Source organism: Acidovorax sp. 62, from assembly GCF_002754495.1.
In the GTDB taxonomy this organism is placed as follows: domain Bacteria; phylum Pseudomonadota; class Gammaproteobacteria; order Burkholderiales; family Burkholderiaceae_C; genus Acidovorax.
On the sequence record NZ_PEFJ01000001.1, the window covers coordinates 565,719 to 588,253 of the forward strand.

Sequence of the window (22,535 nt, forward strand, 5' to 3'; positions counted from 1 at the left end):
CGTTTTGTGCAAGATGCAAACCTTGGCAAAACCCTGAACGTCAATCCCGACGCAGCCATTTTTGGCGCGGACAAGATCGTTGGATATCAACATGAACCTGATCCAGACCCTGGAAGCGGAAGAAATCGCCCGCTTGAACAAGACCATCCCCGAATTCGCCCCTGGTGACACCGTCATCGTGAGCGTGAACGTGGTGGAAGGTACCCGCAAGCGCGTGCAGGCTTACGAAGGCGTGGTGATTGCCAAGCGCAATCGCGGCCTGAACAGCGGCTTCACCGTGCGTAAGATCTCCAGCGGCGAAGGCGTGGAACGTACGTTCCAAACCTACAGCCCGCTGATCGCCAGCATCGAAGTCAAGCGCCGTGGTGACGTGCGCCGTGCCAAGCTGTACTACCTGCGTGACCGCAGCGGTAAGTCGGCACGTATCAAGGAAAAGCTGCCTTCGCGCAAGGCTGCAGCTGTCGCCGCATAAGGCGCCAGGCATTCTCGGATGCTGCAAACCGCTACAGTGCCTTGGCCTGTAGCGGTTTTTTCATTTCTGCCTCCGAATCAATGTGCGGCGGCGCGGCCCCCGGATTTTTTCGCGCCGACTGGGGTTGTGCCGTATCCGCTTTCCTGCGCTTTCTCTGTCTTGGCTTTTGCTTGCTGTGAACACACCCCACCGCTCTGAACCCCCTGTCGCTGTTGCGCTGAGTGCGATCCCTGGCTTTGATCCGCGCAAAGTGCCTGTCACCCAGGTAGATGCCCATTTACCCTCTGTCAATGCGGCCGCGTTGACGGCAACCGCCTTGCGCCAGCGCTTTGCAAACCCGCCCGTGTGGGCGCCCGAAGTGGTGCTGGAGAAGCCCTATGCCAATCGCGCGCCAGCGCAGGCGGCTGTGTTGGTGGGCATCGTGCAGCGTGAGCAGCCCATGGTGTTGCTGACGGAGCGCACAGCGCACCTGTCCACGCATTCCGGGCAGGTGGCATTTCCGGGAGGGCGGACCGATCCTGAAGACGCCAGCCCCTCTCACACGGCCCTGAGGGAGGCGCATGAGGAGGTTGGGCTGGCCGCTGCCTATGCCGAAGTGCTCGGCGTGCTGCCCACCTACGTCACGGGCTCCTCTTTCATCATCTCGCCGGTGGTGGCGCTGGTGGCGCCAGATTTTGAGTTGCAGCCCAATCCCCACGAAGTGGCCGATGTGTTTGAGGTGCCTTTGGCGTTTTTGATGAACCCGGCCCACCACCGCCACCATGTCTTTGAGGCTGGCGGTATTCATCGGCAGTGGTTCTCCATGCCGTATGACGATGGGGGGCAGCACCGCTTCATCTGGGGCGCGACAGCGGGCATGCTGCGCAATCTGTACCGATTCTTGAGTGCCTGACCATGGTGGATGGCGTGGCTGGCGGCCCGTTATCATTGGTCCCATGAGTTTCTTTGCCATCCTGTTCGCTCTGCTGATCGAGCAGGCACGCCCCCTGTCCAGAAGCAATCCCATCCACGCCGGGCTGCGCGCGTGGGCACTGTCTGTGAGTCGCAACTTCGATGCGGGCAAGACCCACCACGGCTGGGTGGCCTGGAGCCTGGCCGTGGTTTTACCGGCGCTGATTACCCTGGCCATCCATTGGGCGCTGCTGTGGGGGCTGGGCTGGCCTTTCGCCGTGCTCTGGAGCGTGGCGGTGCTCTACATCACGCTGGGGTTTCGCCAGTTCAGCCACCACTTCACGGGCATTCGTGATGCCTTGGAGGAAGGGCAGGAAGACGCTGCTCGGGAGCGTTTGGCGCATTGGCAGCAGGTGGATGTCGGCATGCTGCCGCGCAGCGAGATCGTGCGCCATGTGATCGAGTATTCGGTCATTGCGGCCCACCGGCACGTGTTTGGCGTTCTGGCCTGGTTCTCGATTCTGGCGGCTGTGGGGCTTGGCCCTACTGGCGCGGTGTTGTACCGCATGGCGGAGTTTGTCTCTCGGTACTGGCACCCGCGCCACCATGCGGCTGGCCAGTCGGCCAGCGAGGCGCTGCAACAGGCCTCTGCCAAAGCCTGGTGGGCCATGGACTGGTTGCCATCGCGGCTGACGGCGCTGAGCTTCGCGGTGGTCGGCAGTTTTGAGGAGGCGATTGAGGGCTGGCGCTTCCATGCCCAGCGCTTCCCCAACGACAACGATGGGGTGGTGCTGGCTGCCACGGCGGGGGCCATCAATGTCCGCCTGGGCGGTGAGGCTTTGAAGGCCCGCGTGGATGCGATGGCTGCACAGCAGGGGCTGGAGATGGATGCCGACCTGGGCGACAGCGACTCCACCCCGGGCGTGGCGCCCGAAGTGGGCCATCTGCGCAGCGTCGTGGGCTTGGTGTGGCGCTCGGTGGTGGTGTGGATGCTGCTGCTGGCCCTGTTGACCTTGGCCCGCCTGCTGGGCTGAAGGTCGCTGCTAGCGCTTGCCCAGCCCAGGGCGGGCGTTGTGCTCTGGGTATCAGTACCGTGGCTGGCTCAGCTCTGCAAATAAATCGCTATATATTTTGTAGCGTGTCGCGCTGATTCCGCCTTGCTCAGTGGGCTTTTTCAACGTGTCCAAAACACCGCAACCCGGTTCGTGCAAATGGGTGCAATTGTAGAACCGGCAGTCTGTGGCATGGGCTGCAATATCGGGCATGCAACTGGCGAGTTGCATGGGTGCGATGTGGTGCAACCCAAACTCTTGAAACCCTGGTGAATCGATCAGTGCGGTGGTGCGCTCTGCATCCACCCAGTACCAGTGGGTGCTGGTGGTGGTGTGTTTGCCAGAGTTCAGCGCCTGGGAGATTTCGCCTGTCAGCACCGTGGCGCCGGGCACCAGCAGGTTGATCAAGGTGCTTTTGCCGGAGCCAGAGGGGCCGAGCACCAAGGTGGTCTTGCCCTTCAGGTGTCCCATGAGGGCATTGCGGTCCACGTCGCTGGATTGCGTCAGCGACAGAGGGAGTACCCCGTAGTGCTTGCCCTCTGCACCCATGTGGCGATAGGGCTGCAGCCGCGCCCAGGCGCGTGCAAAGGGCTCCACCAGATCGCTTTTGTTCAGTGCAATCAGCGGTGTGATGTGGGTGGCTTCTGCTGTGATCAGTGCGCGGGCCAACTGGCTTTCTGAAAACACGGGCTCTGCAGCGATCAGGATCAGCACCTGGTCGATGTTGGCGGCGAAAGACTTGGTGCGGATCTCATCTTGGCGATAGAACAGGTTGCGCCGCTCCTGTACTTTCTCGATGGTCCCTTCGTCTCCTTGCCCGGCTGGGGCGGCCTGCCACAGCACGTGGTCGCCCACCACCGCTTGGCTTTTCTTGCCCCGAGGGTGGCAAATGCGGCGCTGGCCGTCGGGTGTTTCCACCACGCAGTGGCGACCATGGCTGGCTACCACGGTGCCTTGCATCAGGGCGCTGCGCTCAGCCATGGTTCAAGCCGGTGCGGGTCATGCCAGCACCAGCAGGCCGTCAAACTGCGCTGCGCATTCGATATCGGTGATCGAAATGCCCTGCACATCATGGGTGTTAAGACGCACCACGCAGCGGTTGTAGTGCACCGACAGGTCGGGGTGGTGGTCTTGCGCGTTGGCGATAAAGGCAACCGCGTTCACGAACGCGATGGTTTCGTAATAGTTGGCAAAGCGGTAGGTCTTTTCGATGGCCACATCGGCGCCATCGCCACTCAGGCTCCAGCCTTCGAGTTGGGCCAGTTTTGCTACAACTTCAGGAGCTTTCAGCGCCCGACGGGTCTGCGTTGACCAGTCTTTTTTCTTCAGCATGGAGGTCATGGTGTGGTGGTGAGAGGGAGTCGGGCCAGCCGCTCGGAAGCGGGTGGGTGGGAGTAGTAGAACTTCACGTAGATGGGGTCGGGCGTCAGTGTGGACGCATTGTCCTCATACAGCTTGAGCAAAGCCGATGACAGGTCTGCCGCCTGTGTTTGCAATGCGGCATAGGCATCGGCCTGGAACTCGTGCTTGCGCGAGAGCTGTGAAAACAGGGGAGAGATGAACTGGGTGAACACCGGTGTTGCCAGCATGAACAACAGCAGTGCCAACGCGTCGTTGGGCGCCGCTGTGCCATCGGCCTGCAGCCCCATGGATGGCAGTACCCCCAGCCCGGTGTAGAACCAGGCTTGGGTGGACAGCCAGCCCAGCAGGGCGAAGCCCACCAGGCTGAAGGCGAACAGGCTCACGATGCGCTGCACGATGTGGCGGTGCTTGAAGTGGCCCAGCTCGTGCGCGAGTACGGCCTCCACTTCACCGGGGGTGAGCTGTCGCAGCAGGGTGTCGTAAAACACCACCCGCTTGGCCGCGCCAAAGCCCGTGAAGTACGCATTGGCGTGGGCACTGCGGCGGCTGCCATCCATGACAAAAAGGCCCTTGGCTGCAAAGCCGCAGCGCCGCATCAGCTCAGATACGCGCTGCTTCAGGGCGTCGTCTTCCAGGGGCTTGAACTGGTTGAACAGCGGCGCAATGAAGGTGGGGAAAATCACCATGAGCAGCAGATTGAAACCTATCCACACCCCCCAGGCCCAAGCCCACCAGTAGGCGCCTGCCTGGCCCATCAGCCACAAAATGGCTGCGGCAATCGGCAGGCCAATGGCGGCGCCCAGCAGCGTGGATTTGCACAGGTCAATCAGCCAAAGTTTGGGGGTCATGTGGTTGAACCCAAACCGCTTTTCTTGCACGAAGGTTTTGTACAGCGATAGCGGCAGATCGATGAGCCCGCTGATGAGCACAAAGGTCGCCAGCAGCGCCAGTTTTTGCAACATGCCACCCCCCAGCCACTGCAGCAGGGCTTGGTTGAGCAGGCTCAGTCCGCCCAGCAAGGTCCAGCCCAACAGCACGGCCGTGCCCAAGGCCAGCTCCAGCAACTCCAGGCGTGTTTTGGACAGGGTGTAGTCAGCGGCTTTTTGGTGGGCTGCCAGGCCAATGCGTGCGGCGAAGGCCTGTGGCACGGCGCTGCGGTGTCGCGCTACGTGGCGGATTTGCCTGGACGCAAGCCACAGCTTGAGGAGCATGCCCGCACTGACGGCCAAGGCAAACAGCAGGGTCAGAAGCAGGGAGGGGGAGGGGGTGTCAAGGGCTGCCATGTGCGGCGAGTTTAGGTCATCGGCGACAATGCGCCCCATGTCAGAAGCTAACACCCCTATCCCCGCCGCGCTCTCCAAATCAGACCAAAATCTGGTCTGGCTGGACTGTGAGATGACCGGCCTGGACCCTGAAAACGACCGATTGCTGGAAATTGCCGTGGTGGTCACTGGCCCCAATTTGGAGCCGCGCATTGAAGGCCCGGTGATTGTGATTCACCAGTCTGATGAGCAACTTGGCAAGATGGATGCTTGGAACCGTGGCACGCATGGCCGCAGTGGCCTGACCGACAAAGTCAAGGCGTCCCAGGTGACGGAGGCCCAGGCTGAGCAGGAGATTCTTGCGTTTTTGAGCAAATACGTGCCCAAGGGCGTGGCCCCGATGTGTGGCAACAGCATTGGGCAAGACCGCCGTTTTCTCGTTCGCTACATGCCCAAGCTGGAGCGATTTTTTCACTACCGCAATGTGGATGTGAGCACCCTCAAGGAACTGGCCAAGCGCTGGAAGCCCGAGGCCTACAGCAGCTTCAAGAAAGCGCAAAAGCACACGGCACTGGCGGATGTGCATGAATCGATCGAAGAGCTGGCCCACTACCGCACCCATTTGCTTTCGGTGTGATGGCAGGCCTGCCGGGCGAATGGCGAGGCCCTGCGATTCGCTTGGACTCCTGGGGCGATTGCAGGTAATTTGCCTTTCCCCTATTGCGGGAAAACCCTCAACCATGCAATAATCGATGGCTGCGCAGTTTTCTGACGCAGATTGTGCATCTCCCCTCACACACTGGGCTTGCAAGCCCGTTGCAAATTGCAACGCGAGCTTTGCGATCTTTGCCCACCCGCCTCGGGTATAGCCAAGGCAGGTTTCGTTTGATGGTTGATGTTTTTTAACCATTGACGGAACCACCGCTGGCGCCTGCCAGCGGCAGGCTTCGTGTGAGAAAAATATGACCGACACTTTGCAAGTGCAGGGCGAATTCGCGCCTGCTGAATCTTCTTTTGCCGCTGAAATTTCGGCTGTCGCTGCCGTGGCCGATGCGCCTGTGGATGCCGTCACTGCCGAGCCCAATGGCTTCGTCGAACTGGGCTTGGCGCCTGAGCTCGTGCAAGCCGTGGCTGACCTGGGCTACACCCAGCCCACCAGCGTGCAGCGCAAGGCCATCCCTCTGGCCATGGGCAGCGATGCCTCCAAGTTCATCGACCTGATGGTCTCCAGCCAGACCGGTAGCGGCAAGACAGCAGCTTTCCTGCTGCCTGTGCTGCACACGCTGATCAACCAGCAAGCCGCTGCAGAAGCCGAAGAGCGCGCTGCTTTCGAGCGCGCCGTGGCCGAAGCTGCTGAGCGCGGCGAGCCTGCTCCTAAGCGCGCCAAGCGCAAGGATCCCACCAGCTCGCGCAATTTCAAGGCTGCCACCCCTGGCGCCCTGATCCTGTGCCCCACGCGTGAACTGGCCCAGCAGGTGGCACACGATGCCATCGACTTGGTCAAGCACTGCCGTGGCCTGCGCGTGGCCAACGTGGTGGGCGGCATGCCCTACCAGCTGCAGATCGCCAAGCTGCAGAACGCCGACCTCGTGGTCGCCACCCCTGGCCGTCTGCTGGACCTGCAGCGCTCGATGCAAATCAAGCTCGACAAGGTGCAGTTTTTGGTGGTGGACGAGGCTGACCGCATGTTGGACCTGGGCTTCTCGGACGATCTGGCCGAGTTGAACCAGCTCACAGCCCAGCGCAAGCAGACCATGATGTTCAGCGCCACCTTCGCGCCGCGCATCCAGCAACTGGCCATGCGTGTGATGCACGACGGTGGTTCGTCGGTGCAAAAGGTGACCATTGATTCGCCGCAAGAGAAGCACACCAACATCAAGCAGATGCTGTACTGGGCTGACAACGCACAGCACAAGCGCAAGCTGCTGGATCACTGGCTGCGCGACACATCGATCAACCAGGCCATCGTTTTTGCGAGCACCCAGGTGGAATGTGACGGTTTGGCCAACGACCTGCAGCAAGACGGCTTCTCGGCCGTGGCCCTGCACGGTGCCCTGAGCCAAGGTTTGCGCAACCGCCGCCTGATGGCGCTGCGCAGTGGTCAAGTGCAGATCCTGGTGGCCACCGATGTGGCGGCGCGTGGTATCGATGTGCCTACCATCACCCACGTGTTCAACTTTGGCCTGCCCATGAAGGCTGAGGATTACACCCACCGCATTGGCCGTACGGGCCGTGCGGGGCGTGATGGTCTGGCTGTCACGTTTGCTGAGTTCCGTGACCGCCGCAAGATTTTTGACATTGAAGGCTACAGCCGTCAGCAATTCAAGTCGGAAGTGATTCCTGGCCTGGAGCCTGCGCAGCGCGCTCCTCAAGCACCCCGTGGCGACTTCGGTGGCCGTGGCCGTTCGGGTGGTTTTGAAGGCCGCGATAACCAGTCCCGTGACCGCCGTTTTGGTGGTCCAGCACGCGGCGGCAATGATCGTGGTGGAAACGACCGTGGTGGTTTCGGCGGCGGCTTTGGTGGCGGTTTTGCTGGTCGTGGTGCTCCCGCGCCCCGTGGTGGCGATGGTTATGCCCCTCGCGAAGACCGTGGCTTCGCTCCGCGCCGTGATGGTGAGGGCTATGGCCGCAAGCCTGGCTTTGGTGACAATGCCCCGCGTGGTGGTGGCTTTGCCCCCCGAGGCGACATGGGTGCCCCCCGTGGTGGTGACCGTGGTGACTTCGCTCCACGCAAGCCCGCTTTCGCCAAGCCTGCTGGTGGCAAGCCGTTTGCGCCCCACGATGCACGCAAGCGTCCTGCACGCCCTGCGCGTTGATTTTTTGTAGCCCAGGCATTGGTCCTGGGTTGCTTTGGGTCAAAGGCCGCCTCTCGCAAGAGAGGCGGCCTTTTTTCATGGCCCCACCATCCACAAGATGCACCAGCCTGTGCCCGCATGATGGGTCTGGACCCTCGCATAATGGGCGCAGAAAGGAATCCTTGTGCTGCCCACCGACTCTTCTGATGCTGCTTTCGAGCACATGTTCAATCTGGCGCCTGTCTCGCTGTGGTTGGAGGATTACAGCGCCTTGAAGGCGCTGTTTGAGCGCTGGCGTGCCCAGGGGGTGGAGGACTTGCAGGCCCACTTGCAGTCTGATCCATTGCTGCTCTCGCAGTGCAGCGCGTCTCTCAAGGTGCTGCGTGTGAACCAGCGCACGCTGGACTTGTTCTCCGCTGCCAGCCAGTCGGAGTTGCTGGGCCAGCTTGCCCTGGTGTTCCGGGGCGATATGCACACGGCCATGGTGCGCGAAATGGTCCAGCTGTGGGAGGGGCGGCTGGAGTTCACCAATGAGACTGTGAATTACGCCCTGGACGGTCGGCGGCTTGATGTGCGCATCAGCATCCGTGTCTTGCCGGGCCATGAGGCGGATTGGGGGCGGGTCTTGGTCTCCCTGGAGGACATCACGCAGCAGGTGCAGGGGGCTGCCCGTTTGCAGCGCAGCGAGCACTACGCCCGCGATTTGTTCGAATACTCACCCGTCTCTTTGTGGGTGGAGGACTTCAGCGCCATCAAGTTGTTGCTGGAGGGGGTGCGTGCGCAGGGTATTGTCGATTTCAAAACCTTCTTGAAGGTGCACCCGGAGTTCGTTTCGCGGTGCATGCAAGAAATCCGCGTGATCGATGTTAACCAGCAGACGCTGCAGATGTTTGGCGCTACCTCCAAAGAGCATTTGCTCAACAACATCGGCCGCGTTTTTCGGGGGGAGATGCAAGAGTCTTTTGCGGAGCAGTTGCAGGACCTGTGGGATGGCAAGACGGTGCAGCAGCGCGAGGTCACGAACTATTCCCTGTCGGGGGATGTGGTGCACATCCACATGCAGTTCTCGGTGCTGGGCAGCCACCTGGATGATTGGAGTCTGGTGTTGCTGTCGTTGGTGGACATTACCGCGCGCAAGAAGGCGGAGGCCTACCTGGAGTATCTGGGCAAGCACGATGTCCTCACTCAGCTGCGCAACCGTGCGTTTTATGCGGAAGAGCTCAACCGCCTGACCCGCAAAGGGCCATGGCCCTTTGCGGTGATCGCCATTGATTTGAATGGTCTCAAGGCCATCAACGATGAGCAGGGGCATGCCGCGGGCGATGCCATGCTGCGCCGTGCGGGCGAGGTACTGGCCAAAGCGGTGGATGCGCCCGCCTGTGCTGCCAGGGTGGGGGGAGATGAGTTTGCGGTGTTGCTGCCCGGCCTGGACGAGCGCGCGGCCCAGGTCGTGCGCGAGCGCATCCAGTCGTTGATTGAGCTGAACAACCAGTTTTACTCAGGCCAGCCTTTGGGCTTTGCCATAGGCATTGCCTGTTGCCAGTCGGGGGAGGGGGTTGAGGCTGCCTTGCACAAGGCCGACCAGGCCATGTACGAGGAAAAGAGGCGCTACTACCAGCAGATTGGTGCAGAGCGCAGGCGCTAGGATTTTTCTGCTGGGGTTGGTACGAGGGTTGGCGGATGGCTGGCTTGGGCTCCGATCTCAGGCCAGCGGTGGTGCAAATAAAGCCAAGCCACGAGCCCGATGCCCAGCATCGACAAGGATGCCAGTGCCAAGCCTTGCGTGGAATGCATGACCATCGGAGAAATCACCCCCGCGACAATGCCGTTGGCGGTGGAGCCGACGAAGGCCTGCAAGGACGACGCCATGCCTCTGCGTTCGGGCACCAGGTCCAGCACCAGCAGGGTGACCACAGGCACCATGAGGGCCCAGCCGAAGGCAAAAATGGCGATAGGGAGCAGTGCCCAGGCAGGGTGGGGTGGGATCAGAAAATTCAGCGCAACGTTCACGATGCCCACGCTGAACATGATGACGAACCCATGCCTGATCTGGCGCTTGGGGGCAATGCGCCCGGCCAGTCGTCCGCTCAGCCATGCGCCCCCCATGATGCCGGAGATGGTCAGCACAAAGAACCAGAAAAACTGCGTGGGCGCGAGTTGCAGGTGCTCTCCCAAAAAGGCGGGGGCAGAGAGCACGTACAAAAACATGCCGTTGAACGGAATGCCGCTGGCAAAGGCCAGCAGCACAAACTTGGGGCTGGCGCCCAATGTCCAATACCCGCGCATCAGGTGCTGAACATTGAACGGCTGACGGTGTTGGTGGGCCAGCGTTTCGGGCAGCAGCCTGAAGTTGGTGATCCACAGGGTGGCCCCCACCAGGGTCAGGAACCAGAAAATGCTTTGCCAACCCGTGTGTACAAACAGCCAGCCGCCCACAATAGGTGCGATGGCGGGTGCCACTCCAAAGTAGATGGTGACCTGGCTCATCACCTGCTGGGCTTGTGCGGGTGGGAACATGTCGCGGATGACGGCGCGAGACACCACGATGCCTGCCCCTGTAGACAGCCCTTGCACTGCGCGGAAAAAAACCAGCTGCCCAATGTTTTGCGACAAAGCGCATCCGGCGGACGCCAGGGTGAACAGCGCAATGCCCCATAGCACCACCGGCCTGCGCCCGAAGCTGTCTGCCAGCGCGCCATGGAACAGATTCATGAAGGCGAAGCCGAACAGATAGGCCGACAGCGTTTGCTGCATCTGGACGGGGGTGGCCCCCAGCGCTGTAGCAATGCCTGAAAACGCAGGAATGTAGGTGTCAATGGAGAAGGGTCCCAGCATGCCCAGAATGGCGAGGAGAACGGCCAGTGCCCATTTGGGGCCAGTCCAGAGCGTGTCGGCTTGTGGGTTCATTGCCAGGGTGGATGTTGGGGGCGCAGAAAGGGATTTTGCGTGCGCCAAAGCAAAAAGCCGAAACTACGATGTAGCTTCGGCTTTTTCTGCCTTGCGGCTTTGTTTGGTGGGTCCTGAGTGACTCGAACACTCGACCTACGGATTAAGAGTCCGCTGCTCTACCAACTGAGCTAAGAACCCAAACTTTTTATTTGTCTGCATCGCTGCAGAGACTCGTATTATGCACTACTTTTTAGGCACTTTGCAAATCAGGTCAAAAATTATTGCATCGCGTTGCGGCTGGCCAGCTCTACAAACAGTCCGCTGTGGTCCAGCTCGCCCAGGCCGTGCTCCACGCCGTCGGCGTAGAGGGCTTCAAACAACGCGGTGACGGGAGCGTCGAATCCAATCTCTTGCGCGGTGGCGAGCGCGTTGCGCATGTCCTTGAGTTGCACGGCCATGCGGCCCTTGGGAGCGAAGTCGCGCTCGACCATGCGCTGCCCATGCAACTGCAGGATGCGGCTGTCGGCAAAGCCGCCTTGGATGGCTTCACGCACCTTGGCCATGTCGGCGCCGCCTTTGGCGGCAAACAGCAGGGCCTCGGCCACGGCGCCAATGGTGATGCCCACGATCATCTGGTTGGCCAGCTTGGCCAATTGCCCGCTGCCGTGAGGGCCCACATGGGTTGCGCGGCCCAGTGCGGCAAACACAGGCTGTGCGCGCGCAAAGTCCTCTGGCCGCCCGCCTGCCATGATGGCCAGCGTGCCGTTTTCTGCACCTACGGTGCCTCCAGAGACTGGCGCGTCCACATGGGATAGCCCCATTTCATCGAGCCGGGCGGCATGGTCGCGGGCCTCGCGGGGCTGGATGGATGCCATGTCGATCAACAGCGCGCCAGGGCGCATGGCCTGTGCTGCGCCCCGCTCGAACAGCACTTGCTCGACCACGGTGCCGTTTTCCAGCAGGCTCACCACCCGGTCCGCGCCTTGCACGGCCTCTGCCGCCGTGGCGTGCACTGCAATGCCCAGGGCTGCCAGTGGCTCTGCCTTCGCGCGGGTGCGGTTCCAGGCGTGCACCTGGTGCCCTGCCTGGTGCAGGCGGCGGGCGATGGGGTCACCCATGTTGCCAATGCCCAAAACGGCGATGCGGAGCGAAGGAGGGGTCATAGTTTTGATCTCGCGCGGAGTTGTCTCTGCACGCATGATGTTCCGTTTTGGTGCGTTCAGCCTGTCACGTAGCTTGCAGCTTTGGGGCGTTGGCAAGATGATGGGAGCCTGTTTTGAAGGAGCCACACGCCATGTCCCTCCCGCTGCACGACCCCGCCTGGCTAGAGCGCATGTACAACAACCGCGCTTTGGTGCCTGACCACATGGATTACCTGCAGCGCTGGGCGCAGGATTCAGCCCAAGTGCGTGCCAACATGCCTTGTGTGCTGGACGTGGCCTATGGCGCAGAGCCTGGCGAGACGCTGGATGTTTTCCCGCCTGTGCGGTCCAGCCCCGCGGGGGCGCCCGTGCTGGTGTTCATCCATGGTGGCTACTGGCGCTCGCTCGACAAGTCTGAGCATTCCTTCATTGCACCGCCGTTTACCCAGGCGGGCTGCTGTGTGGTGGTGGTCAATTACGCCTTGTGCCCTGGCACGCCAGAGTTTCCCATCACCGTTCCCCACATCGGCAGACAGATCGAGGCAGCCCTGGCCTGGGTGTGGCGCAATATCGCCCAGCATGGCGGTGATCCGCGGCGGATCACCGTGGCGGGGCACTCCGCTGGCGGGCAACTGGCGGCCCTGTTGCTCACCAGTGTGTGGCCACTCATTGGCGATGGCTTGCCAGATAGCCTGGTGCGCAAGGTGCTATCCATCTCGGGGGTGCACGATCTGGAGCCCGTGATGTACGCCCCGTTTCTGCAGCAAACCTTGCACTTGACCGAGCAGCATGTGCTGCTGGCAAGCCCGGCGCGGCTGCAAGCCCCGGCGCAGGGCTTGCTTTACAGCGTGGCGGGTGGTGACGAGAGCGAAGAGTTTGCCCGCCAAGCCCGCTTGATCCAGGATGCCTGGGGCACGCACATCGTGCCGCGTTGCCAGATCCTGCCGGGGCTGCACCACTTCAGCATTGTGGACGCGCTGGCCAAGCCGGGGCACGACCTGCACCACATGGCGTTGAACCTGCTGCGCGCCTGAAACGCGGGCGACTGGTTAGACGTCTGTCCAGCCCCCCGTGCCCTCGGGGCTTACATCAGCAAATGCTCGCCCGCGTTGTCACCGCCCAGAATCACGTAGTTCACCTTGCGCACGTCCATGAGCTTGGTGCCACCCGAGTAGCTGATGGAGCTTTGCACGTCCTGCTCCATCTCAATCAGCGTGTCGGCCAGCTTGCCCTTGACGGGCTCCAGAATGCGCTTGCCCTCCACGTGCTTGTACTCGCCCTTGTTGAAGTCTGAGGCCGAGCCGTAGTACTCCTTGAACAGCGCGCCATCCACCTCCACTGTCTTGCCGGGCGATTCTTCATGGCCTGCGAACAGCGAGCCGATCATCACCATGCTGGCGCCAAAGCGGATGCTCTTGGCAATGTCGCCGTGGCTGCGGATGCCGCCATCGGCAATGATGGGCTTGGTGGCCACGCGGGCGCACCACTTGAGCGCGCTGAGCTGCCAGCCACCCGTGCCAAACCCCGTCTTGAGCTTGGTGATGCACACCTTGCCCGGGCCCACGCCCACCTTGGTCGCGTCCGCACCCCAGTTTTCCAGGTCGATGATGGCCTCGGGGGTCGCCACATTGCCTGCGATCACGAAGGACTTGGGCAGCTTTTCCTTGAGATAGCCAATCATGTTCTTCACGCTGTCGGCATGCCCGTGGGCAATGTCGATGGTGATGTACTCGGGCGTGATGCCTTGGGCCACCAACTGGTCCACCGTGTCGTAGTCGGGCTTCTTCACGCCCAGCGAGATGGACGCGTAGCAGCCCTTGGCGTGCATGTCTTTGACGAACTGCAGGTTGTCCAGGTCAAAGCGGTGCATCACGTAGAAGTAGCCGTTTTGCGCCATCCAGGTGCAGATGGTTTCGTCCACCACCGTCTTCATGTTGGCAGGCACGACCGGCAGGCGAAAGCGGCGCCCGCCCAGCTCCACGCTGGCGTCGCACTCCGAGCGGCTTTCCACACGGCACTTGCGGGGCAGCAGCAAAACGTTGTCGTAGTCGAAGATTTCCATGAGATTCCAAGCTCCATCAAAGGACGCGGCAAAAGGATTTTTGCCACGGTGGGCGCTTGGCTTGGGACCGGCTTTGTGGGTGTCAGCGTGAAAGCTGCCACCGAACCCTGGTTGCACAGGCACAAAAAAACCGGGCGTCAAGAAACTTGGGCCCGGTGCTTGATTCTAGGCGCCTATGGCGTGCTTGTCATAACGTCGGCCGTATTACCTGCATACAGACTGCGCTGCCGCCAGCACGCGGCCCTGGGCATCCTGCACCCAGCCCACCATGTGCAGCCGCTGTGGCTGCGCGCCGGGGGGAATGCGCATGGGGCGGTTGTCCATCCACCGGAAAAGCTCATTTTTTGATAGCTGCTCGCGCTTATTCCATGTGCCTGAGAGCATGTTTCTGACCAAATTGCGAGCCACCAACGTGCCCTCGCTGCCTGCGGGCACGGCTTCTGCCAGCACAAGGTGGTACTGCCAGCCCTGCGGGGGCGGTGTCACACCATCTGTGCGGACCAACGCAATGCCCGTGCCCAGATAGTCATTGATCGGCAGGCCATGGGCCACCCGCAAGCGCAGGGGGCGGGCAGGGGGCTCTACGGTAGACAGTGCCACATCGGTGCCCACAAGGGCTTGGCGGCCCAGGGCCTGCAGGCGCTGGGCGGCGTCGTTGGTCGCTGCCGCAGACAACGGCGCCTCATCCCCTTGCGCGCTGGGCACGATCCAGTCCAGCACCACGGTGGACGGTGCGGAGGGCGCTGGCGTGGCCGGGTCGGCCCAGCATGCCTCACAGTCAGCGCTGATGAAGCGCTCGAACAGTGCAGTAGGGCGCGCTGTGCCATCGCTGCTGCAGCTGGCCTGTGCCGCTGCGTGGGGGGCGTGGCATGCCAGGACCGCTGCGGCAAACGTGCTGGTAACAAAGGCAAGGGGCTTCATGTGGGCCATGGTGCGAGTGGCTTTCTACAATGGGCACATGTTCCCACAAGATATGTTCTCGGACGCGCCCGATAGCGGCGCGCCCGCTGCCCCGGCCGCTGCGGCTGGCGTCTCCCCCCTGTTGCACAACCTCAACCCCGAACAGCTCGCTGCCGTCACGCTGCCCGCAGGCCACGCGCTGATCCTGGCGGGCGCGGGATCAGGCAAGACGCGCGTGCTCACCACCCGCATCGCCTGGCTGCTGCAAAACGGGCACGCCACCCCTGGCGGCATCCTGGCCGTTACCTTCACCAACAAGGCGGCCAAGGAGATGGTGGCCCGCCTGTCGGCCATGCTGCCGGTCAACGTACGCGGCATGTGGATTGGCACCTTCCACGGCCTGTGCAACCGCCTGCTGCGCGCCCACCACAAGGCAGCGGGGCTGGCGCAGACCTTTCAGATCCTCGACACCCAAGACCAGCTCTCGGCCATCAAGCGCCTGTGCAAGCAGCACAACGTGGACGACGAGCGCTTCCCGCCCAAGCAGCTCGCGTACTTCATCGCCAACTGCAAGGAAGAAGGCCTGCGCCCCGCCAACGTGGAAGCCCACGACAGCGATGCGCGCAAGAAGGTTGAGATCTACCAGCTGTACGAAGAACAATGCCAGCGCGAAGGCGTGGTGGACTTTGGCGAGCTGATGCTGCGCTCTTACGAGCTGCTGCGCGACAACGACCCCATCCGCGAGCACTACCAGCGCCGGTTCCAGCACATCCTGGTCGACGAGTTTCAGGACACGAACAAGCTGCAGTACGCCTGGCTCAAGCAGCTGGCGGGCAACGAGGTGGGCGGGAGCTTTGAAGCGCGTGGCAGTGTGATTGCCGTGGGCGACGACGACCAGAGCATCTACGCCTTTCGCGGCGCGCGCGTGGGCAACATGACCGACTTTGTGCGCGAATTCGACGTGCAGCGCCAGATCAAGCTGGAGCAAAACTACCGCAGCTACAGCAACATTCTTGATTCGGCCAACGCTCTCATCAGCCATAACAGCCGCCGCCTGGGCAAGAACCTGCGCACCACGCAGGGCGCAGGCGAGCCCGTGCGCGTGTACGAGGCCAGCTCCGACCTGGCCGAGGCGCAGTGGATGGTTGATGAGATCAAGCAACTGGTGCGCAGCGACGGGTTTGATCGCAAGGAAATCGCCGTGCTCTACCGCAGCAATGCACAAAGCCGGGTGATCGAATCTGCGCTGTTCAATGCCAGCGTGCCCTACCGCGTGTACGGCGGTCTGCGGTTTTTTGAGCGCGCTGAAATCAAGCACGCACTGGCCTACCTGCGCCTTTTGGAGAACCCGCACGACGACACCAGCTTCACGCGCGTCGTTAACTTTCCGCCACGCGGCATTGGTGCGCGCAGCATCGAGGTGCTGCAAGACGCTGCCCGCAGCGCAGGCTGCTCGCTGCACGACGCCGTGAGCGCCGTGCCCGGCAAGGCCGGTACCAACTTCAAGGCTTTCGTCGCCATGGTCGACGTGCTGCGTGAGCAGACCGAAGGGCAGAACCTGCGCAGCATCATCGAACAGGTGCTCGAAACCACCGGCTTGGTCGAGCACTTTCGCACCGAAAAAGAAGGCGCCGACCGCATCGAGAACTTGCAGGAACTCGTCAACGCCGCCGAGAGCTTTGTCACCCAGGAAGGCTTTGGCCGCGACGCGGTGGCGCTGCCGCTGGACGAGCATGGCACACCGCTCACCCAAAGCGTGGTCAGCCAAGGCCTGGATCCCAATGCGCCGGTGCTCGACGAGCCTTTGAAGCCTGCCGTGCCCGGCATCGTGGACGCCGACACCGGCGAAACCCTCTCGCCCCTGGCCGCCTTCCTCACCCATGCTGCGCTCGAGGCCGGCGACAACCAGGCCCAGGCCGGGCAAGACGCCGTGCAGCTCATGACCGTGCACGCCAGCAAGGGCCTAGAGTTCGACGGCGTGTTCATCGGCGGCATGGAAGAGGGCCTGTTCCCGCACGACAACGCCTCCAGCGACCGCGACGGTCTGGAAGAGGAGCGCCGCCTCATGTACGTGGCCATCACCCGCGCGCGCAAGCGCCTGTACCTGAGCCACTCGCAAACGCGCATGCTGCACGGCCAGACGCGCTACAACGTCAAGAGCCGCTTCTTTGACGAACTGCCCGAAGAGTGCCTCAAGTGGATCACGCCCAAGCAGCAAGGTTTTGGCGCCTATGCTCCTAATTCAGGAGCTGGTAGCGCTTATGGATCAAGCGCTAGAGGCAATTTTGGCTTCAAGTCAGAAACCTTTGCCAGCCCCCCAGTGCCTCCGCAAAAAGCCGCGCCCTCGCACGGCCTGCGCGCAGGCATCGCCGTGTTCCACACCAAGTTTGGCGAAGGCAAGGTGCTGGCCATTGAAGGCACGGGCGACGACGCGCGTGCCCAGGTCAACTTCCCGCGCCACGGCACCAAGTGGCTGGCGCTGAGCGTGGCGAAGTTGACGGTGGTGGACTGACGCCCGCAGAAGGCACCCGACAGGCATGGCATCCCCGCCCGATCTGCAATGGCGCACGCAGTGGCGTGAATGCCTGCGGCCATGGAAACTGGCCACGCTGGCGTTGGGCATTGGCCTGCTGCTGCTGGGGGCAGAGCTGACGCCCGCGCCGGACTGGGACATTCCCATCAGCTTCATCATGGGCCTGCTGGCCTACGCCACCGCGCCCTGGAGCTTGCGGGTGCTGGTGCGGCGCCATTGGCGCGCCTTGCCGGTGGCGCTGTTTCTGGCTTGGTTGACCGTGGACGGCTGCTACGCCCTCTACTGGTCTTTGAAGGATCCCGCCGTTTTGGCGTTGATGCGGGATGTGAACTTTCCCGCATCGCTGTCGCTGTACGGCATGTGTGGGCTGGGGTGGCTGTACCAGGGCTCTTTGCGCCAAGCCTGGCAGGCAATCAGTCGCTCGGTTGGGTAGCTGCTGCCTGCAGACCGCCCCTGCCTCGTCGTCAAAACTCCAGGTTGTCAATCAACCGCGTGCTGCCCAGCCGCGCGGCGCCCAGGGCCACCAGGGTGCCTGCGCCGTCGTGGGCGGTGGCGGGTTGCAGGTCGGTGCGGCGGCGCACCGTGAGGTAGTCGGGCTGCCAGCCACGGGCACGCAGCACGTCCATGGCCTGCTGCTCCAGCGCGTGGGGCGGGGCGGTGATGTCGCTGTGCTGCAGGGCGGCCAGCCAGCGTTCGCTCAGGTGCTGCAGGGCCTGGGCCAGGGCCACAGCTTCTTGGCGCTCTTGCAGGCTCAGGTAGCCGTTGCGCGAGCTCAGGGCCAGGCCATCCGGCGCGCGGGCGGTGTCGCCTGCCACGATGGTGATGGGTAGCGCAAACTGCTGCACCATCTGGCGGATGACCATGAGCTGCTGGTAGTCCTTTTTGCCAAACACGGCCACGCCGCCGGTCTGGCCCAGCACGCAGGCAAACAGCTTCATCACCACGGTGGCCACGCCCGTGAAAAAGCCGGGGCGAAAGTGGCCTTCGAGCAGGTCGGCCAGTGCGGCGTCGGGGTGCACCTTGAAGGTTTGCGGCTGGGGGTACAGGTCGGCCTCGCGCGGGGCAAACAGCACGTCGCAGCCAGCGCCTTGCAGGGCGGCGCAGTCGGCCTCCCAGGTGCGGGGGTAGCTGTCAAAGTCTTCGTGCGGCAAGAACTGCAGGCGGTTCACAAAGATGCTGGCCACCGTCACGTCGCCCAGGGGCTTGGCCTGGCGCACCAGGCTGATGTGACCCTCGTGCAGGTTGCCCATGGTGGGCACAAAGGCGGGGCGGCGGTAGGGGGCCAGGGCCTGGCGCAGTTCGTCGATGGTGTGGGTGATGAGCATGGGGTGGGTCAGGTGCAATGGGTTGCTAGGGGTATGCCGCGGGCTGGGGTGTCGATCCACATCCGTTCGCCCTGAGCTTGTCGAAGGGCTTTTACCAGAGTGCGCCCTGGCTTCGACAGGCTCAGCCCGAACGGTTGGAGGTGGGCCTTGGCTTCGGCGCGCTCAGCTTGATCGGGTTGGGGTTGCGCAAGGGGCTCGGGGCTTACCAGGCGTGCAGCGCGTTGTCGGGGAAGCGGCCTTGCTTGACGGCCTGCACGTAGGCTTCCATGGCCCCGCGCACGCTGCCCGCGTCCTGCATGAAGTTGTGGACGAACTTGGGCATCTTGCCCAGGTTCATGCCCAGCATGTCGTGCAACACCAGCACCTGGCCAGCGGTGCCGTTGCCCGCGCCAATGCCGATGGTGTGGCAGTGGGGCAGCTCGGCCGTCAGCTCGGCGGCCAGGGCTATGGGCACCATCTCCAGCACCAGCATGGTGGCTCCGGCGTCTTGCAAATCGCGGGCGTCTTTGCGCAGGGTGCGGGCGGCCTCGTCGGTTTTGCCTTGCACGCGGTAGCCGCCCAGGGCGTGTACGGTCTGGGGCGTCAGGCCCAGGTGGGCGCACACGGGCACGCCGCGCTGCACCAAAAATTCCACCGTCGGTGCGGTCCACCCGCCGCCTTCGAGCTTGACCATGTGCGCGCCCGCCTGCATCAGCGTGCAGGCGCTGCGCAGGGCTTGTTCGCGGGACTCATGGTAGGTGCCGTAGGGCAGGTCGGCCACCAGCCAGGCGGTGCCCTGCACGCGCTGCAGGCCGCGTGCCACGCTGGCGGTGTGGTAGGCCATGGTGTCGAGCATCACGCCCACGGTGCTCGGCAGGCCCTGGCACACCATGCCCAGCGAGTCGCCCACCAGGATGCAGTCCACGCCCGCCGCATCGGCCACGGCGGCAAAGGTGGCGTCGTAGGCGGTGAGCATGGTGATCTTCTCGCCCGCTTCGCGCATCTGCGCCAGGCGCGGCAGGCTGACGGGGCGGCGCTGGGGCAGAGGCGATGCGGGCGGCAGGGTGCCGTAGGGGGTGGTGCTGGGTTGGCTCATACAAGCTCGCCCTCAAGGGGGCGTTGTCTCCAAAAAATTGCCGCGAGTCTATGCGATGCCGCTACCTTTGCCCGCCCGTTCCATCGCGCGGGCAGGGCCTTGTGACGGGCTGTCTGGTGCGTATCGGGCAGCGGGGCGTTGAAATGCAGCACCGGACAACTTGTCCAGTGCACAACGCAATGCACGGGCTATCATCCATCGCAATCGGCCGCCGCACTGGGGTCCTACAAAGCAAGACACACACGAGGGTGCGATGGAGTATTGGGATGGATTCGACACCAGCCACTGGAAAACCACTGACAAGGCCTGGATGGCCGAGCGCAAGCAGCAGTGGCTGGAGATTGAGCAGCTGCTGTACGTGCTGGACAAGAACAAGAAGGCCCGCAGCATCATCAAGCAGTACTTCCTCAAGGGCCAACTGCCCGAGTGGAAGAAGCTCCATGACTGGAGCCAAGGCTCCACGACGCGCCATCTGGATTTACTGCTCTTTCTGTACCTGCACCCCAGCCGTGACGACGCGGTGCTGCGCCCTTTGCGCGACCAGTTCATGGACAACCCCCATGCCCGTTGGGACGACCGGTTGATCGGGTTCAACACGTTGTGGCAGATCGGTCTGTCCGAGCCTGCGTCGGGCAGCCTGCGGATGTTTCGCATCGCCGATCTGGAAAAAGAACTGCCCCAAGTGGCCGCCAGCCTGCCGCCTGCGCCCGAGCCCTATGCGGACTGCCGGCGCATTGAGGTGCACACCGATGGCCAGAACGAACGCTTGTTCAATCTGATGTGGCTCGACATCGCACAGCAAACCGTGCGCCTGCCGGTGACGCGCGACACCTACTGCTACCGGGCACCCCGGTACACCCTGGATTACGAAGAGTTCCCGTTGAGGCGGCACCGCTTCACGCTGGACACGCTGTGGACCATGGGTCAGTGGCTGGTGTGGCCTGCCCCCCTGAACCGGGGCAGCAGCGACATGCTGTTCCAGTACGAGCGGCCGATGGACCTCTGGTACCACCACTGCGCGCAAGAGGATGTCCCGGAAGATCCTGTGTGGCGCGAGCTGGTGATGCTGGCGGTGTACCGCATCTTTCACTTCGATGTGGGCCAGGAAGGCCCCGACAGCCCGCGCGCCAACTTCGTGCACAGGGCGCAGGCGTTGCTCACGGAGCGCGAGTTCTCCGCTTCATTCCAAGCCCTGATCGCAGCAGCCCGCAGCGGCGAGGTCGTGGTGAGCGACGCATGGGGCCATGAAGCCAAGGTTCTGGCACCGGCCTTCTACACGAGCACACGCTGGACCGGCTGAGGCCAGGTGCCCATTTCCAACGCAACCAATCCAACCAACCCAAGACGAGAGAGTGAAACCATGCAAACCAGCGCATTTGTCAGTGAACCTGGAGCTTTCCGAATCCGTGCGGCCGACCATGCCGCCGCTTTGAAGAGCTTGCAGCGCGGGTGCCCCAAGCACATGGTGATTGCGGACTACCTGCAGAACCCCGAAGAGTTCGCCAGCACGCGCTATCTTGCGCGGGCGTTTGAGCTGCTGGGCACGCAATGCGATGTGGATGGCGGCGATCTGGTGCTGGTGCCTTTTGCAAGCAGCGAGAGCGCGGACCTCTCGGCCTACTACTGGGACTTCATTGAAACGTTGGCGCACGAAGAGAACCCAGGCTCCCTGTCCGAGGGGACCAAGTTGGCGATGATCGAAGCCGGTGAGGATGTGGACGACGAGCAGGACGCTCGCCACCACGCCAGCGAAGCGGCCGATGACTTCATCAGCGAGATGGGAGATCGCAAGATCACCTTGGCCGAACTCGATGCCGTAATCGCCAGCGAAGGCAGCGTGGACTTTTGCGACTACAACGGCGACACGCCGTTGCTTGCGGCGAGCACGAGTTACCGCTGGGCCATTTCGGCGCGTGCAGATGCGCAGATGGACGGCGACACCGATACCGACGGCGACGAGGGCGACGACGGCGACCCGGAAGAAGAAGCCTATGCGGCACAAGAGTGGGAAAGGAACGTGCACAACCTGCACACCGTGCTGCAACGCCGTCCGGACATGGGCGCGCGCAACAGGGATGGCTCGGACGCCCTGGGCCTGGCGGCAGAGTCCGGCAGCGTGGAGTTCGTCGATCTGCTCATGGCACACGGCGCAACGGTCAACGCGGGCGCGCTGCAGGGCGCAGTCCGCAGCCTTTCGCTGGACATGGTGCGCAAGCTCGCCCAGCACCACGCGCACCTCGCGGGGCCTGATCTGCTGGTTGGCGCTTGCTCTGCCTATAGCATCGTGCCCGGCAAGCTGGAGATGGTGCGCTATCTGGTGGAGGAACTGGGCTGCGACGTGAATGCCCGCGCGACAAAGGTCGCCAGCGCGTTCAAGGGGCCGGTGGGCCGCCTTGGCACGGCCTTGATGGCGGCCGCGCTGACAGACGACCTGGCGCTTGTCCAGTACCTGCTGTCCGCCGGGGCCGACCTGCACGCGGCAGACGCGTACGGCAACACGGCGCTGCATTACTGCAGCGGCCAGACGTGGGTGAACGAGCCGGGCGGGGGGACGCTTTGGTTCGCGCTGGATGACAACCCGAAGGTCATCGACCTGCTGCGCAGCCACGGTGCGGACGATGGCGCCCGCAATGTGGCCGGTAGAACGCCTGCCGATCTGTTCGCCAGCCGCAGCTCGCACGGCCCAGCGGACGAGGCGGACGAGGCGGACTGACGCCGTTGCCTTCTTAGAGCGGCTAACAAAACTCCCCTGGCGTCGTTGTCCCGCCTGGTCGT

General features: G+C 63.0%; 20 protein-coding genes and 1 tRNA gene. 11 read left to right on the top strand and 10 right to left on the bottom strand.

Translation table 11 applies throughout. From position 1 onward, the window contains the following. Positions 1-91 precede the first annotated feature (91 nt). From rplS to CLU86_RS02565, 3 genes are all read left to right on the top strand, one after another. Complete coding sequence (gene rplS / locus CLU86_RS02555) at positions 92-472, top strand: 50S ribosomal protein L19 (protein WP_099659077.1); 381 nt, start codon at positions 92-94, stop codon at positions 470-472. A gap of 175 nt (positions 473-647) precedes the next feature. After that, positions 648-1,364: a CoA pyrophosphatase gene (locus CLU86_RS02560; RefSeq protein WP_233194740.1), complete on the top strand. Its 717-nt coding sequence runs from the start codon at positions 648-650 to the stop codon at positions 1,362-1,364. 43 nt (positions 1,365-1,407) lie between these two features. Continuing rightward, positions 1,408-2,397 carry a CobD/CbiB family protein gene (locus tag CLU86_RS02565; protein WP_099658466.1) on the top strand — a complete coding sequence of 330 codons (990 nt, stop codon included), beginning with the start codon at positions 1,408-1,410 and terminating at the stop codon, positions 2,395-2,397. Between the two features lie 51 nt (positions 2,398-2,448). Here the strand turns inward: CLU86_RS02565 and rsgA are convergent, their stop codons facing one another. Genes rsgA through CLU86_RS02580 form a run of 3 tightly spaced genes read right to left on the bottom strand, consistent with a single transcriptional unit; the run spans position 2,449 to position 5,060 of the window. Then, a complete protein-coding gene (rsgA, locus tag CLU86_RS02570; protein ID WP_099740493.1) occupies positions 2,449-3,396 on the bottom strand; it encodes a ribosome small subunit-dependent GTPase A in 948 nt (315 codons plus the stop codon). Between the two features lie 18 nt (positions 3,397-3,414). Next, the gene (locus CLU86_RS02575; RefSeq protein ID WP_099658468.1) at positions 3,415-3,756 is read right to left on the bottom strand and encodes a 4a-hydroxytetrahydrobiopterin dehydratase; all 342 of its coding nucleotides are present in this window, start codon (positions 3,754-3,756) and stop codon (positions 3,415-3,417) included. After that, positions 3,753-5,060: a M48 family metallopeptidase gene (locus CLU86_RS02580; RefSeq protein ID WP_233194742.1), complete on the bottom strand. Its 1,308-nt coding sequence runs from the start codon at positions 5,058-5,060 to the stop codon at positions 3,753-3,755. The genes CLU86_RS02575 and CLU86_RS02580 overlap by 4 nt, the downstream gene beginning before the upstream one ends. A gap of 37 nt (positions 5,061-5,097) precedes the next feature. On the opposite strand from CLU86_RS02580, the gene orn reads away from it, so the two are divergent. The 3 genes from orn (at position 5,098) to CLU86_RS02595 (ending at position 9,479) form a co-directional block, all read left to right on the top strand. Then, complete coding sequence (gene orn / locus CLU86_RS02585; RefSeq protein ID WP_099658470.1) at positions 5,098-5,676, top strand: oligoribonuclease; 579 nt, start codon at positions 5,098-5,100, stop codon at positions 5,674-5,676. Positions 5,677-6,001: 325 nt separating this feature from the next. Next, a complete protein-coding gene (locus CLU86_RS02590; RefSeq protein WP_099740495.1) occupies positions 6,002-7,855 on the top strand; it encodes a DEAD/DEAH box helicase in 1,854 nt (617 codons plus the stop codon). Positions 7,856-8,057: 202 nt separating this feature from the next. After that, a complete protein-coding gene (locus CLU86_RS02595) occupies positions 8,058-9,479 on the top strand; it encodes a sensor domain-containing diguanylate cyclase (protein WP_099740496.1) in 1,422 nt (473 codons plus the stop codon). Here the strand turns inward: CLU86_RS02595 and CLU86_RS02600 are convergent. From CLU86_RS02600 to CLU86_RS02610, 3 genes are all read right to left on the bottom strand, one after another. Continuing rightward, positions 9,476-10,741, bottom strand: a complete 1,266-nt coding sequence (locus tag CLU86_RS02600; RefSeq protein ID WP_099740497.1) for a multidrug effflux MFS transporter — start codon at positions 10,739-10,741, stop codon at positions 9,476-9,478. The genes CLU86_RS02595 and CLU86_RS02600 overlap by 4 nt on opposite strands. Positions 10,742-10,845: 104 nt before the next feature. Further along, positions 10,846-10,921, bottom strand: a tRNA-Lys gene (locus tag CLU86_RS02605). Positions 10,922-11,001: 80 nt separating this feature from the next. Next, positions 11,002-11,922: an NAD(P)-dependent oxidoreductase gene (locus CLU86_RS02610; RefSeq protein ID WP_099740498.1), complete on the bottom strand. Its 921-nt coding sequence runs from the start codon at positions 11,920-11,922 to the stop codon at positions 11,002-11,004. 95 nt (positions 11,923-12,017) lie between these two features. Here CLU86_RS02610 and CLU86_RS02615 point away from each other — a divergent pair, with 95 nt between their 5' ends. Further along, on the top strand, positions 12,018-12,899 hold the full coding sequence (locus CLU86_RS02615) for an alpha/beta hydrolase (RefSeq protein ID WP_099743232.1): 882 nt from the start codon (positions 12,018-12,020) through the stop codon (positions 12,897-12,899). A 50-nt stretch (positions 12,900-12,949) separates the two neighbouring features. Here CLU86_RS02615 and CLU86_RS02620 read toward each other — a convergent pair whose 3' ends face one another. Beyond that, positions 12,950-13,927 (bottom strand): GMP reductase, encoded by a 978-nt coding sequence (locus CLU86_RS02620; protein WP_099740499.1) that lies wholly within the window; start codon positions 13,925-13,927, stop codon positions 12,950-12,952. A gap of 204 nt (positions 13,928-14,131) precedes the next feature. Next, positions 14,132-14,848 carry a hypothetical protein gene (locus tag CLU86_RS02625; RefSeq protein ID WP_099740500.1) on the bottom strand — a complete coding sequence of 239 codons (717 nt, stop codon included), beginning with the start codon at positions 14,846-14,848 and terminating at the stop codon, positions 14,132-14,134. 37 nt (positions 14,849-14,885) lie between these two features. On the opposite strand from CLU86_RS02625, the gene CLU86_RS02630 reads away from it, so the two are divergent. Together CLU86_RS02630 and CLU86_RS02635 are read left to right on the top strand one after the other, a co-directional pair. Continuing rightward, positions 14,886-17,339: a UvrD-helicase domain-containing protein gene (locus tag CLU86_RS02630; RefSeq protein ID WP_099743233.1), complete on the top strand. Its 2,454-nt coding sequence runs from the start codon at positions 14,886-14,888 to the stop codon at positions 17,337-17,339. A gap of 25 nt (positions 17,340-17,364) precedes the next feature. Beyond that, complete coding sequence (locus CLU86_RS02635) at positions 17,365-17,793, top strand: hypothetical protein (protein ID WP_099740501.1); 429 nt, start codon at positions 17,365-17,367, stop codon at positions 17,791-17,793. Between the two features lie 31 nt (positions 17,794-17,824). Here the strand turns inward: CLU86_RS02635 and panC are convergent, their stop codons facing one another. Together panC and panB are read right to left on the bottom strand one after the other, a co-directional pair. Then, positions 17,825-18,685 (bottom strand): pantoate--beta-alanine ligase, encoded by an 861-nt coding sequence (gene panC / locus CLU86_RS02640; protein ID WP_099740502.1) that lies wholly within the window; start codon positions 18,683-18,685, stop codon positions 17,825-17,827. 202 nt (positions 18,686-18,887) lie between these two features. Beyond that, positions 18,888-19,760 carry a 3-methyl-2-oxobutanoate hydroxymethyltransferase gene (panB, locus tag CLU86_RS02645; protein WP_099740503.1) on the bottom strand — a complete coding sequence of 291 codons (873 nt, stop codon included), beginning with the start codon at positions 19,758-19,760 and terminating at the stop codon, positions 18,888-18,890. Between the two features lie 253 nt (positions 19,761-20,013). Between panB and CLU86_RS02650 the strand changes: the two genes are divergently transcribed. Then, a complete protein-coding gene (locus CLU86_RS02650; protein WP_099740504.1) occupies positions 20,014-21,060 on the top strand; it encodes a hypothetical protein in 1,047 nt (348 codons plus the stop codon). A 60-nt stretch (positions 21,061-21,120) separates the two neighbouring features. Next, positions 21,121-22,473: an ankyrin repeat domain-containing protein gene (locus tag CLU86_RS02655; RefSeq protein WP_099740505.1), complete on the top strand. Its 1,353-nt coding sequence runs from the start codon at positions 21,121-21,123 to the stop codon at positions 22,471-22,473. The last annotated feature ends 62 nt before the right edge of the window (positions 22,474-22,535 follow it).

Coding starts and splice junctions, on each gene's coding strand:
- rplS (WP_099659077.1), top strand. CDS start 92: ATGAACCTGATCCAGACCCTGGAAGCGGAAGAAATCGCCCGCTTGAAC.
- CLU86_RS02565 (WP_099658466.1), top strand. CDS start 1,408: ATGAGTTTCTTTGCCATCCTGTTCGCTCTGCTGATCGAGCAGGCACGC.
- rsgA (WP_099740493.1), bottom strand. CDS start 3,396: ATGGCTGAGCGCAGCGCCCTGATGCAAGGCACCGTGGTAGCCAGCCAT.
- CLU86_RS02575 (WP_099658468.1), bottom strand. CDS start 3,756: ATGACCTCCATGCTGAAGAAAAAAGACTGGTCAACGCAGACCCGTCGG.
- CLU86_RS02580 (WP_233194742.1), bottom strand. CDS start 5,060: ATGGCAGCCCTTGACACCCCCTCCCCCTCCCTGCTTCTGACCCTGCTG.
- orn (WP_099658470.1), top strand. CDS start 5,098: ATGTCAGAAGCTAACACCCCTATCCCCGCCGCGCTCTCCAAATCAGAC.
- CLU86_RS02590 (WP_099740495.1), top strand. CDS start 6,002: ATGACCGACACTTTGCAAGTGCAGGGCGAATTCGCGCCTGCTGAATCT.
- CLU86_RS02595 (WP_099740496.1), top strand. CDS start 8,058: ATGTTCAATCTGGCGCCTGTCTCGCTGTGGTTGGAGGATTACAGCGCC.
- CLU86_RS02600 (WP_099740497.1), bottom strand. CDS start 10,741: ATGAACCCACAAGCCGACACGCTCTGGACTGGCCCCAAATGGGCACTG.
- CLU86_RS02610 (WP_099740498.1), bottom strand. CDS start 11,922: ATGCGTGCAGAGACAACTCCGCGCGAGATCAAAACTATGACCCCTCCT.
- CLU86_RS02615 (WP_099743232.1), top strand. CDS start 12,018: ATGTCCCTCCCGCTGCACGACCCCGCCTGGCTAGAGCGCATGTACAAC.
- CLU86_RS02620 (WP_099740499.1), bottom strand. CDS start 13,927: ATGGAAATCTTCGACTACGACAACGTTTTGCTGCTGCCCCGCAAGTGC.
- CLU86_RS02625 (WP_099740500.1), bottom strand. CDS start 14,848: ATGAAGCCCCTTGCCTTTGTTACCAGCACGTTTGCCGCAGCGGTCCTG.
- CLU86_RS02630 (WP_099743233.1), top strand. CDS start 14,886: ATGTTCCCACAAGATATGTTCTCGGACGCGCCCGATAGCGGCGCGCCC.
- CLU86_RS02635 (WP_099740501.1), top strand. CDS start 17,365: ATGGCATCCCCGCCCGATCTGCAATGGCGCACGCAGTGGCGTGAATGC.
- panC (WP_099740502.1), bottom strand. CDS start 18,685: ATGCTCATCACCCACACCATCGACGAACTGCGCCAGGCCCTGGCCCCC.
- panB (WP_099740503.1), bottom strand. CDS start 19,760: ATGAGCCAACCCAGCACCACCCCCTACGGCACCCTGCCGCCCGCATCG.
- CLU86_RS02650 (WP_099740504.1), top strand. CDS start 20,014: ATGGAGTATTGGGATGGATTCGACACCAGCCACTGGAAAACCACTGAC.
- CLU86_RS02655 (WP_099740505.1), top strand. CDS start 21,121: ATGCAAACCAGCGCATTTGTCAGTGAACCTGGAGCTTTCCGAATCCGT.